We start from the raw sequence: 13,482 nt of genomic DNA on the forward strand, positions 1-13,482 counted from the left end.
ATCTATAGTTTTCTAACTGCAAATGCTGCCAATATCGGATTATTTGCCAAATACTGGGGAGCTCGTATTCTGTTAACGGGTGTTACTGAACAATAAACTCAGTAAATAACACCTCAAAAATTTCGATTTCTGCGGTGGAATTGGCATAAGATTCTGATAAACGAACCTTAATACGCTCCGCAAGTTCTGTTTTTCCTTCGGTGGTACTAATATTTTCGGCATCGAGCCCAGAAAGCATGACTAACAATCGGCTCCGTACTTGCGGCATGTTGTCTAACAAGGTTTGCCGAGTATCGCCATCTTGCACTTCAAGGGTCATCCCCGTGTAGAGAAGGCGAGGACCAAATTGATCACTGCGCAAATTCACAGTAAAAGGTTCAATCTTTACGAATACCGGCTCACGAATACGCTCGGCCGCTGGATTACTGGCTGCTAACGCAGATTGCGCAGTAGTTCTGGTATCAAGCAATAACCAAGTGTTCACCGCGGTAACCGCAATCATTATCGCAACCAAGCCAACTAAGGCGAGGATAATCGTATTGTTACTATCTTTATTTTTCGGTTGTGGCTTAGCCATGTATTTACCCTGTTTTAGCTTATTCTGAATTATGCCTGTACTTAATTTAAGTGAACCGTAAAAAAGCGAAGTTTCACCCTCTTATCTTCTCAGTTTAACCTGAAAAGGTAAGAAAATACCTGATCAATATCAGGCGTACAGGTCAATTTGCCCATTCCCAACCTGAATGTCTAGCTCCCGTTCCGAGCTTTCTTCAGTGCTTTGGGTTGGTGTGCTTAAACTATTATCGGCCACTTCGGAAGAACCTGAACTCTGTTCCTGATTTTGTTGTTCGGCTTGCCCATCGTTTACCGATGATTCGCTAAGCTCTATGCCGTTCTCAGCCAGGATTTCGCGCAATTGCGGAATGGCTGTTTCTACTGCAGCGCGCACATTTGCGTTCGTTGCACTGAACTGCAAACTTGCGGCTTGGTCGTCCATTCTCAGGTTAATCATCAATGGTCCTAACTCTGCCGGGTGCAAGCGCAGCGCTACCTGATTGTCTTGACGAAAATTCATGTTTACTACTTGTTGGCTTAATTGTTGCTGCCAGGCATTTGATGCCAAAGGTGCGGTAAGCGTACTCGTAGGGCTCGCGTTACTACTTGCCACATTCGTACTCGCTGCCTGCATTGCCGCCAAATTGGCTTGTTCACCGTTGGCGGATGTACTTACGTTCGTTAAGCTATTCATACCTTGCAGCGCTGATTCAGCAGTTGGCATGGCTTGTTTGATGGGAACCGGCGTTGCTAACGGTTGCCAAGTGGGCATTGGCTGTTGCGGTGTTGGCGGTAACTTGGCGTCTGCCAAAAAAGTATTACCCTCAGAGAAAGCGCCAGCGGGCAAACTGGCTCGTTCTTGACCACTAAGCTGCATAGCCATTTGCAACGCGGCAGTTTGGCTCGCCGTTAACGTTTGCGAATTCACCGTGGCAAGTTGATTATTTCCAGCTTTGAGCGTTTGCGCCATGGCGCTTGGTTGCATATTTTTGCTGTTTTGCTCTGACATCACCTGTTGCATAGCCGCACTAGGCTGCATTGAGGCGAGTTGCTGTGTTTGCGAACTTGGCAGGGTGGTTGGGCTCACTGTGTTTTGCGCATTAAATAACGAGTTCACATCTTGAACCGCAGCCGTCGGTGCAGAATGGCCTTGGTTAAGTTGCTTCGCCAGTGCTTGCGCTTGCTCTATGCGCGCCAGCATATCTTCTGAGAGGTTATTTTGTTGTGTCGCTAACGGCTGTGTACCTTGCGTGCTCGCCGCCATTAACGGAGCTTCAGCTGGAAGCTCAATCGGTAACGGTTGCACTTGATCGCCTGGCACTAGCTCAACACCCGGCTTTAGCTCCGAGGGTATCAAATCAGAGAGTAATATTTCCTGCGGCGTATGTTTGTCGCCGGTAGCCTTTTTTGCTCCCTGTTGAACATCTACAAGGTTTTGTAATCGCGCAGCAAAATCTCCCGGGGTTGTTGCCGAAGTGGTGGCAGCAGCGGACGCATTTTGCGGGCTGTTCGTTCCTGGTTGTGAAGGGTTCAGCAACATCATATTTAACATCGGTTACTCCTTATCAGCATCAGAGATGAGCTTTAAATGCCCACCGCGAATATGCTGATTATTGGCAAACTCATCCGTTTGCAATTGTTCTTTCCGATCCGCCGTTTTGCGGGCTGCAGCAAGGCGTCGATCATTTAGTGTTGTAAACGACGTTAGTTTTCGTTGCTGCTGTTGCCAATTTTGCTTACTTTTGTCCACCAAATTATTTTGTTGGTGTAAGGCTTGGCTCGCTTTCTTAATTGATTCATCTAACGACATTAGAAATTGACGATAGTTATACAGTGTTACCGGGTCCACGCCGTCGAGCATCAGTTGTTGAAGTTGCACTGCATACTCTTCGCGATAATTCACTAGCATTTCCTGATGCGCTAGGATTTGCTGTTCGTTGGTACGTTCCGTGGCGAGTAGTTGCCCGGCTTTATCGCGTGCTTCTTTGGCTAAATCAGTTAGCGTATCAAGTGCTGTGGAACCGCTCATTGCGAACCTCCAAACAGATTAGTTAATGCGCTCGTAGAGGCAGAAGAATCGGCCCCTTGATTATGTGGTTGCTGTAAAAATGATTCTAATTTTGGATACATCTGTACAGCTTGATCGAGAACCGGATCGTGCCCTGGGCTATAGGCGCCAACGCTAATTAAATCGCGGTTTCGCTGATACACTGAAAATAGCTTTTTAAAATGCTGTGCTTGTTTCATTTGTGTGTCAGGTACAACTGCAGGCATAACACGACTAATCGAGGCTTCAACATCAATTGCCGGATAATGGCCCGATTCCGAAAGTGCACGGGAAAGTACGATATGGCCATCAAGAATAGCGCGCGCTGAATCTGCAATTGGATCTTGCTGATCATCACCTTCTGTGAGCACGGTGTAAAATGCGGTAATTGAGCCGCCCCCTTTACATCCGTTACCTGCACGTTCTACCAGTGCGGGTAATTTGGCAAAAACCGACGGCGGATAGCCCTTTGTTGCTGGTGGTTCGCCAATCGCCAGAGCAATTTCGCGCTGCGCCATGGCAAACCGCGTAAGGGAGTCCATAATGAGTAATACATTCAAACCCTGATCTCGATAATCTTCTGCGAGCCGCGTGGCATAAGAAGCACCTTGTAAGCGTTGGAGCGGCGAAGTATCGGCCGGTGCGGCGACAACAATGGCGCGTTTTAACCCTTCTTCACCTAGAATATTTTCAATAAAATCCTGTACCTCACGGCCACGCTCGCCAATTAATCCAACCACGATAATATCAGCTGCGGTATAACGCGCCATCATTCCAAGCAACACTGATTTACCTACACCGGAACCTGCAAACAAACCCATTCGTTGGCCGCGGCCAACCGTAAGCAGTGAGTTAATAGCTCGAATTCCTACATCAATTGGCTGGTCAATCGGAGCTCTATTCATTGGGTTTATATTGGGCGTGGCTAATGGTGCGAATTTTGCTTCTCGCAATGGACCCTTACCGTCGAGCGGCTTACCGTTACCATCAACAACTCGGCCCAGCAAACTGGTACCAATTGGGAAACGTCGGCCCTCAAAAGGTCCGTGTTCTTGCAGAGGAAAGACACGAGCTCCAGGCGTTAAGCCACGGATTTCCACTAAAGGCATCAAGAATGAACGTTCGCCTGAAAATCCAACCACTTCGGCTTCAATAAATTCGTGGCCACCTTCAACAACAATTTCAATTCTACAAGCACTGCCTAGAGGTAGTTCTAAGCCCACGACTTCGAGAACCATCCCCGTGGCGCGAATAACTCGGCCGCTAGTGCGAAAGCTAGGCAAGCTGGCAACACGATTTTGAACTTTGTTCAAAACGTGGCCCCAGTCATTACCAAAAGTGCTTTCGTAGGTGTTTTTCACGCGTCTTTACCCTCATCGCGTTGTCGAATCTGAGCTCTTACTTGTTCCCAGCGCGCTTCCCAAGTGGCATCACGTTCACCGTTCTGGCTTACTAAACGGCACCCACCGCGCGTTAAGCGCTCGTCCGATACCAGCTTCCAACCAGCAGCTTGTAGCTCATCATGAAGATGCTCTTCAATAAGCGTAAAATCCTCAGGATTCACAAATAACCGTGGTTTATTAGTAAATGTAGGCTCGGAATGCATAAGTTCGCGCACAATTTTTAAAACGGTTTCAGGATTCTCGTTTAAACTATCGCGTGCTAGTTGAGTACCAACAGCCAGTGCGAGCTCTACTAATTCATCTGCAATATTTTTATCAATATCGTTCAACGCAGCGCTAAAGGCTTGTGCGAGTTCGCGAACCGGTACAACAGCTTCGTCGATCGTTGCCTGCTTTTCTGCTTCTACTTCGCTTTTCGCGGTTTTAAGACCCTGTTCATAGCCCGCTTGGTAACCGCTATCACTGCCTTCTTTATGCCCTTGCTCCCAAGCTTCTTGGCGCGCCTTCTCCCGCAAAGCGTTCAATTCAGCATCACGGATAAAGCCTTGTTTCTGCTCTTCATTAATCGGAAGCGTGTTTTTTCGAGCATTACGCAGCTCATCTAAGTCCCAACGATGCCATTTTTCACCCGAAACTACTTTCGTTTCTGCAAAATCAGAAGCTTCAGTTTTCAGATTTTCAGGTGAAAAGGGCTTAAACATAGGTATCGTCTCCGCTACTCAGCATAATTTCGCCCGCATCGGCTAAGCGGCGTGTAATGGCCAAAATAGCTTTTTGCTCGGTTTCCACTTGCGATAGGCGAATCGGGCCGCGGGTTTCCATTTCTTCGCGAACTAACTGGGCAGCACGTTGCGACATATTGCGTAAGAATTTATCAACCAATTCATTTTCAGCACCCTTAAGCGCAATAACCAATACATTGGTATCGATTTGCTTGAGGAGCACTTGAATGCTGCGATCGTCCAAATCGATAAGGTTTTCGAATAGGAACATTTCGTCGATAATTTTTGTTGCCAATTCGTCGTTGTAGGCACGGATATTCTCCAGTGCTGTATCTTCTTGGCCTGCACTCATTAAGTTGAGTATTTCTGCAGCTGTTCTTACGCCGCCCATTTTGCTGCGTTTCAGATTCTGACCATCCAGCATACCGCCGAGCACTTCGGTAAGTTCTTGTAATGCTGCCGGTTGAACACCGGTAAAAGTGGCAACTCGTAAAACCACATCGTTGCGCAAGCGTTCATCAAACAATTCAAGAACACCGGCTGCCTGTTGGCGATCCAGGTGTATAAGAATAGTTGCAATAATCTGCGGGTGTTCATCACGAATCAGTTCCGCTACCTCTGGAACATCCATTAGGTTCAGCGCATCAATACCGTAGTTACCAGCTTTTTGATCGAGCACATCTTCAATTAACGTAGATGCGCGCTCGCTACCCAACGCCTTTGTTAGTACGGAACGAATATAACCGTCGTATTCGTCAACCGGTGGCGCATTGGATAGATCTTCGTGGAACTGCTCCAAAACCCATTTGATTTCATTTCTCGAAACGTTTTGTAAGCGTGCCATTTCTTTGCTGATACGCTGAATTTGCTGCGGTGTGAAATGTTTAAACACATCCACGGCGGTATCTTCGTCGAGCGAGAGCAGTAGAATTGAGCTTTTGCGCAATCCTGTCATGTTTTCGAAGTTACTTACTTCGGTTAAAGTATCAGTCGCGGACATGCTCGTCCTCCGTTAGCCAATTTTGCACGATGCGTGCAACTTGACGCGGTTTTTGTCGGGCTATTTCTTGTGTTTTTCGAACGGCGTCGTCGTACGCTGTCATGTTCTTTTTCTTCGGCCAATTGAATGTCATCGCGTCGGCGTCTTCGCCGCTCGTTGGCAAAGCATCATCTTCTTCATCGTCGCCAACAACCGCACGTATCCGGCTACTTGGTTTAGCGCTTGGTGCTTCAGATTCTTCGGCACTATCCACAACATCGCTTGCTTTGCTTTTCACAAAACGGCGATTAATCATGGGGCGCAAAATTAGTAGATAGAAAAGCAATATACCTAAGCCGGCTAAAACATAACGCCCAACTTGAATAATAAGTTGCTGGGTATCTGGCTCTTGCCACCATTCGCGAGGTTCGATTGCGAGCGGGTCCGCGGATGATACAAAACGGCTATTCACGATTTCTAATTGATCACCGCGTGCCGCATTAAATCCCATGGCTTGTTGAACTAAACGTTCAACTTGCGCAAGTTCGTTTTCGGTCAACGGAACGGCAGTTGGGTTGCCCTCTTCGTCGACGGCGCTGCGGTGATTCACCACAACCGCTACGGATAAACGCTCTAGGCGACCCCGTTGATGTTGAATATGGGCAATATTCCGGTCTACTTCGTAGTTAACAATATTATCTTGGCGCACATTGCGATTATTTTGGCTTGGTTGGTTACCCGTTGTTTCTTCACCCTCTTCAGGCGCCTCAATGGGTGCAGTAACTACACCAGGCGGTGTATTCGATAAAGCACCCGGAACACCGCCAACGAAATCGCCTTCGCCTTGTAATGATAGGTTGCTTTGAATACTTCTTACTGCTGCCGTTTCTGGCGTTTGATTCGGGCTATACGTTTCTGACGTTTCTTCGATTCGAGAGAAATCAATTTGTGCGGTTACTCGCGCGTTTAAGTTATCTCTACCTAAAATCGGCGCTAGCAATTCTTCAATACGGCGTTGATAGGTACGTTCTACTTCTTCCGTATAGCTTAGCTCTGTTCCTGATAAATCGTTACTTTGGCCATTGGCAGAAAGTAACGTACCTTGTTGATCGACAACGGTAACGTTTTCAGCCGTGAGCTCTGGCACCGAACTTGATACCATGTGGACAATCGCATTTACTTGCCCTTCACCGAGTGTACGGCCCGCATGCAAGTTTAAAATTACAGAAGCTTTAGCCGGTTCGCGATCGCGAACAAAAACGGAAGGCTTTGCCATAGCAAGATGCACTCTCGCCCGATTAACGGGCCCGAGAGATTCCATTGAGCTTGCCAATTCGCCTTCTAATGCGCGCTGGAAGTTAACTTGCTCTGCAAACTGGCTAATGCCGAACGATTGATTATCCATCAAGCTAAACCCAGTATTACCGCCTTGCGGTAAACCTTGTTCCGCCATACCCAAACGTACGCGGTGAACTTGGTCGCCCGGCACGAGAATGCTGGTACCACCCGCAGATAGTTGATAAGGAATACGTTGAGCTTCAAGCTCGGTTACAATTTGACCGCCATCCGATTCGCTTAAGTTGCTGTATAGCACGCGATATTCTGGGGTTGTCGCCCACATGATGAGTGCAACGACGACGGCTATAAATGCGGCTCCACCGATCAATATTGGAAGAATCGAATTTCCACGTAGTAAACCAAGCACTTTGTCCAGTTGAGTACTGGTGCTTGGATTTGTTGTGGCTGCACTAGCGGCAGACGTTTGTTGGTTTATCGTAGATTCCATGGGCTCTTTGCGCATTCGAGTTAAGAATTTCAACTACCCAAACAACGGGTCAGGGTATTTTCATGGATAGCATTATCGCTATTTGAAAGGAAAGCAAAGGAGTAAAAAGACCACTTTTTTTGCTTTATTTAAACCGTTCACTTTGAGTTTTCATTGGTAATCTGTGCTCCATCAAAAAAGAATCATTGAACCGTAGATAGGTTTGGCGGTAAGAACTAAACGTTCGAACATCACGGTATGATTGCGAATATTGCAGGTGAGGGTAATAAAATGAGTGTTGCAGGTATTCAATCAGCGTTACAACAAATGCAAGCGGTGCAAACGCAAGCTACTGGCCAGGTCGCTAACCCAAAGGCGATAGCAGCAGGTAATGCCGTAGAGAAGGGTAGTTTTGCAAACGAGCTGCAATCATCAATAAACCGTATAAACGAACTGCAACAGGCTTCGGCTAGCCAAAGAACTGCATTTCAACTTGGTGATCCAAGTGTTTCTTTGAATGATGTGATGGTTGATGCGCAAAAAGCGGGTATTGCCTTTGAAATGGGTGTACAGGTTCGAAATCGTTTAGTTAACGCCTACAAAGAAATTATGAACATGAATGTGTAAGCAGTACTAAAAAATACTATTGCAAGCTAGAAAAAGGAAACCCCAGGTAAAAAGCCTGGGGTTTTTGATTTAAATTCTCTGGCAACCTAGGTTAGATGCAAGTTGTATTGCTATTTATGCTTCGCTATTAACCAGTACGCCACGAATATCCGCCAATTGTTCAGCGGCGCGCAATACCTCTTCAGAGGGTATTTGCCTGATTACTTCACCCGATTTGGTATCGATAATTTGCACAACAACGGGTTTACCCTCAGAAATTTCAAACTGCACACCATAAGGATTTAAAACTTCATTTATTTGTTGTAGAGGTGGCACTAAATCTTCTGCGCTGACTTGTTTGGCTTCAGCATTTTCACCTTTCTCCGCAGGCAAATTTTGCATAACTTTATCGGAACGTTGTTTTTCTGAGGCTGCAAATGCAGCAGGCCAGTTGCCGGATAGTTCGCTAATAGGTGTAGTCATTTTATAGTGCTCCTGTGCTGCACTGGTTTTTGCCGATTAGAGTTATTATCGGTAGATCATAAATAAACTTTAGCAAACTGTTGATTATTTAAGCAAAGCTATCGCTGAGTATTAATCTATGGAGCATTGATCGCAACGTGATTTGCCGGTGAAAAGCTTAGAGATTTGATTGCGATTCCGTGCAAAAAATAGGTAGGCTTTATCTGCAAACCAACCAATAACAGGCCATCGTAATGGCGCGGTAAGCCAACCACGGCCTACTGCGCTCCATGCTGCATGAGTAACATCAAGACCATATATCATTTCACCACTGCGATTGATGCCATGCAAAATTTGGTTAGCATTCTCAATCGATATATTTGGATATCGCGTTGTAAAATCATCGTGCAGAATGTTTTCAAACACTATCTTTTCATCACGATCTAAACGCTTTAAATGCTTCATTTCCCGCACGCATAATGGGCAGCCGCCGTCGTAAAATATCGTCAACGATTTTTCTGTGCTCATGATATGGCCTTTGATTTAAGAATTAGTGGGAAGATATTTACGTAGTGTACGGCATAGGTGGTGTTTTAGATGAGGCTTACTGCAATGCCGGGTAACAAAAAGGCGCCCGAGGGCGCCTTTAAAGCATACGTAAGGGTAGTGGTTAACCCAGAGTATATTAACCTAATAGTGACAATACAGACTGTGGAACCTGATTTGCTTGTGCAAGTACAGAAGTACCAGCTTGTTGCAAAATCTGTGCACGTGTCATGTTTGAAACTTCTACTGCGTAATCCGCATCTTCGATACGTGAGCGCGCTGCAGAAAGGTTAGTAGTAGTGGTGCTGATGTTATCAATCGCTGATTCTAGGCGGTTTTGAATCGCACCCAAACCTGAACGAGATACGTCAACTGCCGCAAGCGCAGCATCAAGATCAGCTAAGCCAGTAGCGCTAGTTACGTCAAACGCTGCTAAGTCACCAGCACCAGCATTAGTAGAGGCTGCTGAAAAGTCTGCGGCGTCGGCAATGCTTACAGTGATAGTTTGGCCATCTTTAGAGCCTACTTGGATATCGAAAGTAGTACCGTTACCGAATAACGCGTTACCGTTGAATGTTGATTCATCAACAACACGGTCAATTTCGGCTAGACGTTGATCTACTTCGTCTTGGATTGATTCAATATCCGCCGCCGAGTTGGTGCCGTTCTGTGCTTGCACAGTTAGCTCACGAACTCGTTGAATGTTGTCGTTGATTTGATTCAACGCGCCTTCAGCGGTTTGCGCTAGTGAAATACCATCGTTGGCATTACGCTGAGCTTGCGTTAGGCCGCGGATTTCTGCAGTCATTTTGTTCGCGATAGCTTGACCTGCGGCATCATCTTTTGCGCTATTAATGCGCAAACCAGATGATAAACGCTCCATCGAAGTCTGTAGAGACGATTGTGACTTCGATAAGTTCTGCTGGCCAATCAGCGAGGTCATGTTGGTGTTAATTACTGACATAGTTATGTCCCTCTAATTTATAAGTATCGATATTGCTATCGATCATCGACAAGTTAATACCGTCATAGAGAATAATCGGCTGATATGCCGCAAACTTTAGCGCTGATTGTGACTTTTATTGCAAAACACTTAGTGTGAAAAAATACATTGGGTAATAAAAAGGCCACCCGAAGGTGGCCTAATAAGAACACTTTTATGCACCTCGGCAGAGGTGCATAAAGTGAGCATTAACCTAATAGTGACAATACAGACTGTGGAACCTGGTTCGCTTGCGCAAGTACCGAAGTACCGGCTTGCTGTAGGATCTGTGCACGCGTCATGTTTGAAACTTCTACTGCGTAGTCCGCATCTTCGATACGTGAACGCGCTGCAGAGAGGTTAGTAGTTGTGGTACTGATGTTATCAATGGCTGATTCTAGGCGGTTTTGAATAGCACCTAACCCTGAACGCGCTTCATCAACATTAGATAATGCAAAATCCAATACTTCGAGAACACCAGCTGTCGCGCTTCCGCCATCAGCAGATAAATCGACTGTAGCTGCTGAATCTACGTCAAAGTTCTCCAATCGGCTGCCAGCGGCAGAACCAAAGCTAGTGGTAACGATTGCTGCAATATCAATGGTTTGCCCATCTTTAGAGCCAACTTGAATAGAAAAATCATCAGCGCTGTCAAAGATGGAGATACCGTTAAAAGTTGACTCGTCAATCACTCGGCCAATTTCAGACAGGCGGGCATCTACTTCAGCCTGAATTGACGCTATATCATCGATTGAATTGGTACCGTTTTGTGCCTGTACGGTTAGCTCACGCACACGCTGAATGTTGTCGTTGATTTGATTCAACGCGCCTTCAGCGGTTTGCGCTAGTGAAATACCATCATTGGCATTACGCTGAGCTTGCGTTAGGCCGCGAATTTCCGCAGTCATCTTGTTCGCAATGGCTTGGCCAGCAGCATCATCTTTTGCGCTGTTGATGCGCAAACCAGACGATAAACGCTCCATCGAAGTTTGCAATGAAGATTGCGATTTCGATAAATTCTGTTGGCCAATCAGCGAGGTCATATTTGTATTAATAACTGACATGTTAATGTCCCTCTTCCAGTAGAAATCGACAGTGAAGTCGGTAGTCGACAAAATTAAAAGTTGTCAAAGAATTTATCGGCTTAAGATGATTAAACTTTAATCATCTAGGCATAAAAAAAGCAGCCCCTCGAAAGGTGGCTGCTTTTATAGAAATTAGTAATATGTAGATTACTAATTCAACACTAACGAAATAGGAATTAACCTAGTAGTGACAATACAGACTGTGGAACCTGGTTCGCTTGCGCTAGTACCGAAGTACCGGCTTGCTGTAGGATCTGTGCACGAGTCATGTTTGAAACTTCTACTGCGTAATCCGCATCTTCGATACGTGAACGCGCTGCAGAAAGGTTAGTAGTTGTGGTGCTGATGTTATCAATCGCTGATTCTAGGCGGTTTTGAATTGCACCCAAACCTGAACGCGCTTCGTCAACATTGCTTAATGCACCATCAAGATCCGCTAAAGTCATTGTTCCAAGCGTTGTATCAGCAGGGCTGAAGCCACTAGCTTGAGCAATTGAGATTTCAATAGTTTGAGCGTCTTTAGAACCAACTTGAATATCAAAAGTTGTTGCCGCAGCATCTGCAAACAAGGCGTTGCCATTGAAGGTAGATTCGTCGATAACACGATCGATTTCAGCTGAGCGAGCAGTAATTTCAGCTTGGATTGAAGCGATGTCGTCTGCTGAGTTGGTGCCGTTTTCAGCTTGTACGGTAAGTTCACGCATGCGCTGCAAGTTGTCGTTGATTTGGTTCAACGCGCCTTCAGCGGTTTGTGCTAGTGAAATACCATCGTTGGCATTGCGCTGAGCTTGCGTTAGGCCGCGAATTTCCGCAGTCATCTTGTTCGCAATCGCTTGGCCAGCGGCATCATCTTTTGCGCTATTAATGCGCAAGCCAGATGATAGGCGTTCCATCGAAGTCTGTAGAGAAGATTGTGACTTCGATAAGTTCTGCTGGCCAATCAGCGAGGTCATGTTGGTGTTAATTACTGACATAGTGATGTCCCTCTAGTTTATAAGTATCGATATTGCTATCGATTATCGACAAGTTAATACCGTCATTGATAATAATCGGCAGATTCTCGATAAACTTTAGCTACACGTTTAACTTTTAATGGCGGTTAATAAATGCGCATAAAAAAGGCCACCCGTAGGTGGCCAAATATAACGTCACAATATCTACAAAAAGGCTTCGATTAACCCAATAGTGATAATACAGATTGTGGTACTTGGTTAGCCTGAGCCAAAACAGAAGTACCTGCCTGCTGTAAAATTTGCGCGCGGGTCATGTTCGATACTTCAACAGCATAATCTGCATCTTCGATACGTGAACGTGCTGCAGAAAGGTTAGTTGTTGTGGTGCTGATGTTATCGATGGCTGATTCTAAGCGGTTTTGAATTGCACCTAAACCTGAACGCGCAACGTCAACTGCGGCAAGCGCGTCGTCTAATGTATCTAATGGATCTGCGGTAACTGCACCGGCACCCGCATCGACATTAAATCCAGCAATTGAAAAGCCACTTGCGTCTAACAAGGTGTTCTCGATGGTGATTACCTGGCCGTCTTTTGATCCTACTTGAATGTTGAAATCAACAGCAGCTTGGCCATCTGAGGTATTTGTTCCATCGTTGAAGAGTAAATTGCCGTTAAAAGATGAGTCGTCTACAACGCGTTCTATCTCGTTTAAACGCTCAGTAATTTCAGCTTGGATTGAAGCGATATCGTCCGCTGAGTTGGTACCATTCTGTGCTTGCACGGTGAGTTCGCGAACACGCTGAATGTTGTCGTTGATTTGGTTCAACGCACCTTCAGCGGTTTGTGCTAATGAAATACCATCGTTGGCATTCCGTTGCGCTTGGGTCAAACCACGAATTTCCGCTGTCATTTTGTTTGCAATCGCTTGACCCGCGGCATCATCTTTTGCGCTGTTGATGCGTAAGCCAGAAGATAAGCGCTCCATCGAAGTTTGCAGAGAAGATTGCGACTTCGATAAGTTTTGCTGACCAATTAGCGATGTCATATTGGTGTTAATAACTGACATAAGGTATTTCCTCTTTCGATTAAAGCGCTATCGATTCGCGCGAATGCTCCATTTATCGACCCTATCGAAATATTCTTTAGAATTTTTTTAAATATTTTTGACTGTCGCTTGAAAGCACTGAATTATCGTTTTAGTTTTCCGTGTCTCGGCCGATAATCTTTCACGATCCACTAACAAACGGAGTTTTTTGTGGTGCGCCGGGCACGGCGCGTAGCGCCTTGACAGGCGCTGTTCCTGTGCAGGTGGTGCTGGCAGGATGACTTGGAGGTGTGAGTCCTCTGTGAGCCCGGTAAGGGGAATCACTAGCTAA

Annotated in this window: 14 protein-coding genes; 1 reads left to right on the forward strand and 13 read right to left on the reverse strand. The window is 46.0% G+C overall.

Annotation, left to right across the window (positions count from 1 at the left end):
- Nucleotides 1-82: 82 nt before the first annotated feature.
- The 7 genes from fliL to fliF all read right to left on the reverse strand — a co-directional run bounded on the left by fliL (nucleotide 83) and on the right by fliF (nucleotide 7,492).
- Nucleotides 83-577, reverse strand: a complete 495-nt coding sequence (gene fliL, locus CWE13_RS11615) for a flagellar basal body-associated protein FliL (RefSeq protein WP_126808840.1) — start codon at nucleotides 575-577, stop codon at nucleotides 83-85.
- Between the two features lie 129 nt (nucleotides 578-706).
- Nucleotides 707-2,107: a flagellar hook-length control protein FliK gene (locus tag CWE13_RS11620; protein ID WP_126808841.1), complete on the reverse strand. Its 1,401-nt coding sequence runs from the start codon at nucleotides 2,105-2,107 to the stop codon at nucleotides 707-709.
- Between the two features lie 3 nt (nucleotides 2,108-2,110).
- Nucleotides 2,111-2,584, reverse strand: coding sequence for a flagellar export protein FliJ (gene fliJ / locus CWE13_RS11625; protein WP_126808843.1), 474 nt, complete (start codon nucleotides 2,582-2,584; stop codon nucleotides 2,111-2,113).
- A complete protein-coding gene (fliI, locus tag CWE13_RS11630; protein ID WP_126808845.1) occupies nucleotides 2,581-3,963 on the reverse strand; it encodes a flagellar protein export ATPase FliI in 1,383 nt (460 codons plus the stop codon). The genes fliJ and fliI overlap by 4 nt, the downstream gene beginning before the upstream one ends.
- Nucleotides 3,960-4,706, reverse strand: coding sequence for a flagellar assembly protein FliH (locus CWE13_RS11635; protein ID WP_126808847.1), 747 nt, complete (start codon nucleotides 4,704-4,706; stop codon nucleotides 3,960-3,962). The genes fliI and CWE13_RS11635 overlap by 4 nt, the downstream gene beginning before the upstream one ends.
- Nucleotides 4,699-5,727 carry a flagellar motor switch protein FliG gene (gene fliG / locus CWE13_RS11640; protein WP_126808849.1) on the reverse strand — a complete coding sequence of 343 codons (1,029 nt, stop codon included), beginning with the start codon at nucleotides 5,725-5,727 and terminating at the stop codon, nucleotides 4,699-4,701. The genes CWE13_RS11635 and fliG overlap by 8 nt, the downstream gene beginning before the upstream one ends.
- Nucleotides 5,714-7,492 carry a flagellar basal-body MS-ring/collar protein FliF gene (gene fliF, locus CWE13_RS11645; RefSeq protein ID WP_126808851.1) on the reverse strand — a complete coding sequence of 593 codons (1,779 nt, stop codon included), beginning with the start codon at nucleotides 7,490-7,492 and terminating at the stop codon, nucleotides 5,714-5,716. Before fliF ends, fliG begins: the two co-directional genes overlap by 14 nt.
- A 270-nt stretch (nucleotides 7,493-7,762) precedes the next feature.
- Between fliF and fliE the strand changes: the two genes are divergently transcribed.
- On the forward strand, nucleotides 7,763-8,098 hold the full coding sequence (gene fliE, locus CWE13_RS11650) for a flagellar hook-basal body complex protein FliE (protein ID WP_126808872.1): 336 nt from the start codon (nucleotides 7,763-7,765) through the stop codon (nucleotides 8,096-8,098).
- Between the two features lie 114 nt (nucleotides 8,099-8,212).
- Here the strand turns inward: fliE and CWE13_RS11655 are convergent, their stop codons facing one another.
- The 6 genes from CWE13_RS11655 to CWE13_RS11680 form a co-directional block, all read right to left on the reverse strand.
- Nucleotides 8,213-8,560 carry a flagellar protein FlaG gene (locus tag CWE13_RS11655; RefSeq protein WP_126808852.1) on the reverse strand — a complete coding sequence of 116 codons (348 nt, stop codon included), beginning with the start codon at nucleotides 8,558-8,560 and terminating at the stop codon, nucleotides 8,213-8,215.
- Between the two features lie 111 nt (nucleotides 8,561-8,671).
- Complete coding sequence (locus CWE13_RS11660) at nucleotides 8,672-9,067, reverse strand: thiol-disulfide oxidoreductase DCC family protein (protein WP_126808854.1); 396 nt, start codon at nucleotides 9,065-9,067, stop codon at nucleotides 8,672-8,674.
- A gap of 157 nt (nucleotides 9,068-9,224) precedes the next feature.
- Nucleotides 9,225-10,049 (reverse strand): flagellin N-terminal helical domain-containing protein, encoded by an 825-nt coding sequence (locus tag CWE13_RS11665; protein ID WP_126808856.1) that lies wholly within the window; start codon nucleotides 10,047-10,049, stop codon nucleotides 9,225-9,227.
- Between the two features lie 227 nt (nucleotides 10,050-10,276).
- A complete protein-coding gene (locus tag CWE13_RS11670; RefSeq protein WP_126808858.1) occupies nucleotides 10,277-11,131 on the reverse strand; it encodes a flagellin N-terminal helical domain-containing protein in 855 nt (284 codons plus the stop codon).
- 197 nt (nucleotides 11,132-11,328) lie between these two features.
- Nucleotides 11,329-12,126, reverse strand: a complete 798-nt coding sequence (locus CWE13_RS11675; RefSeq protein WP_126808860.1) for a flagellin N-terminal helical domain-containing protein — start codon at nucleotides 12,124-12,126, stop codon at nucleotides 11,329-11,331.
- Nucleotides 12,127-12,326: 200 nt separating this feature from the next.
- The gene (locus CWE13_RS11680; RefSeq protein ID WP_126808861.1) at nucleotides 12,327-13,172 is read right to left on the reverse strand and encodes a flagellin N-terminal helical domain-containing protein; all 846 of its coding nucleotides are present in this window, start codon (nucleotides 13,170-13,172) and stop codon (nucleotides 12,327-12,329) included.
- Between the last annotated feature and the right edge of the window lie 310 nt (nucleotides 13,173-13,482).

The organism is Aliidiomarina shirensis (assembly GCF_003987345.1).
GTDB lineage: Bacteria > Pseudomonadota > Gammaproteobacteria > Enterobacterales > Alteromonadaceae > Aliidiomarina > Aliidiomarina shirensis.

Bases quoted from the DNA above. Each gene is read 5' to 3' on its own strand.
- CWE13_RS11670 (WP_126808858.1), bottom strand. From the start codon at position 11,131: ATGTCAGTTATTAATACAAATATGACCTCGCTGATTGGCCAACAGAAT.
- CWE13_RS11620 (WP_126808841.1), bottom strand. From the start codon at position 2,107: ATGTTAAATATGATGTTGCTGAACCCTTCACAACCAGGAACGAACAGC.
- fliL (WP_126808840.1), bottom strand. From the start codon at position 577: ATGGCTAAGCCACAACCGAAAAATAAAGATAGTAACAATACGATTATC.
- fliJ (WP_126808843.1), bottom strand. From the start codon at position 2,584: ATGAGCGGTTCCACAGCACTTGATACGCTAACTGATTTAGCCAAAGAA.
- fliE (WP_126808872.1), top strand. From the start codon at position 7,763: ATGAGTGTTGCAGGTATTCAATCAGCGTTACAACAAATGCAAGCGGTG.
- CWE13_RS11680 (WP_126808861.1), bottom strand. From the start codon at position 13,172: ATGTCAGTTATTAACACCAATATGACATCGCTAATTGGTCAGCAAAAC.
- CWE13_RS11675 (WP_126808860.1), bottom strand. From the start codon at position 12,126: ATGTCAGTAATTAACACCAACATGACCTCGCTGATTGGCCAGCAGAAC.
- CWE13_RS11655 (WP_126808852.1), bottom strand. From the start codon at position 8,560: ATGACTACACCTATTAGCGAACTATCCGGCAACTGGCCTGCTGCATTT.
- fliF (WP_126808851.1), bottom strand. From the start codon at position 7,492: ATGGAATCTACGATAAACCAACAAACGTCTGCCGCTAGTGCAGCCACA.
- CWE13_RS11635 (WP_126808847.1), bottom strand. From the start codon at position 4,706: ATGTTTAAGCCCTTTTCACCTGAAAATCTGAAAACTGAAGCTTCTGAT.
- fliG (WP_126808849.1), bottom strand. From the start codon at position 5,727: ATGTCCGCGACTGATACTTTAACCGAAGTAAGTAACTTCGAAAACATG.
- CWE13_RS11660 (WP_126808854.1), bottom strand. From the start codon at position 9,067: ATGAGCACAGAAAAATCGTTGACGATATTTTACGACGGCGGCTGCCCA.
- CWE13_RS11665 (WP_126808856.1), bottom strand. From the start codon at position 10,049: ATGTCAGTAATTAACACCAACATGACCTCGCTGATTGGCCAGCAGAAC.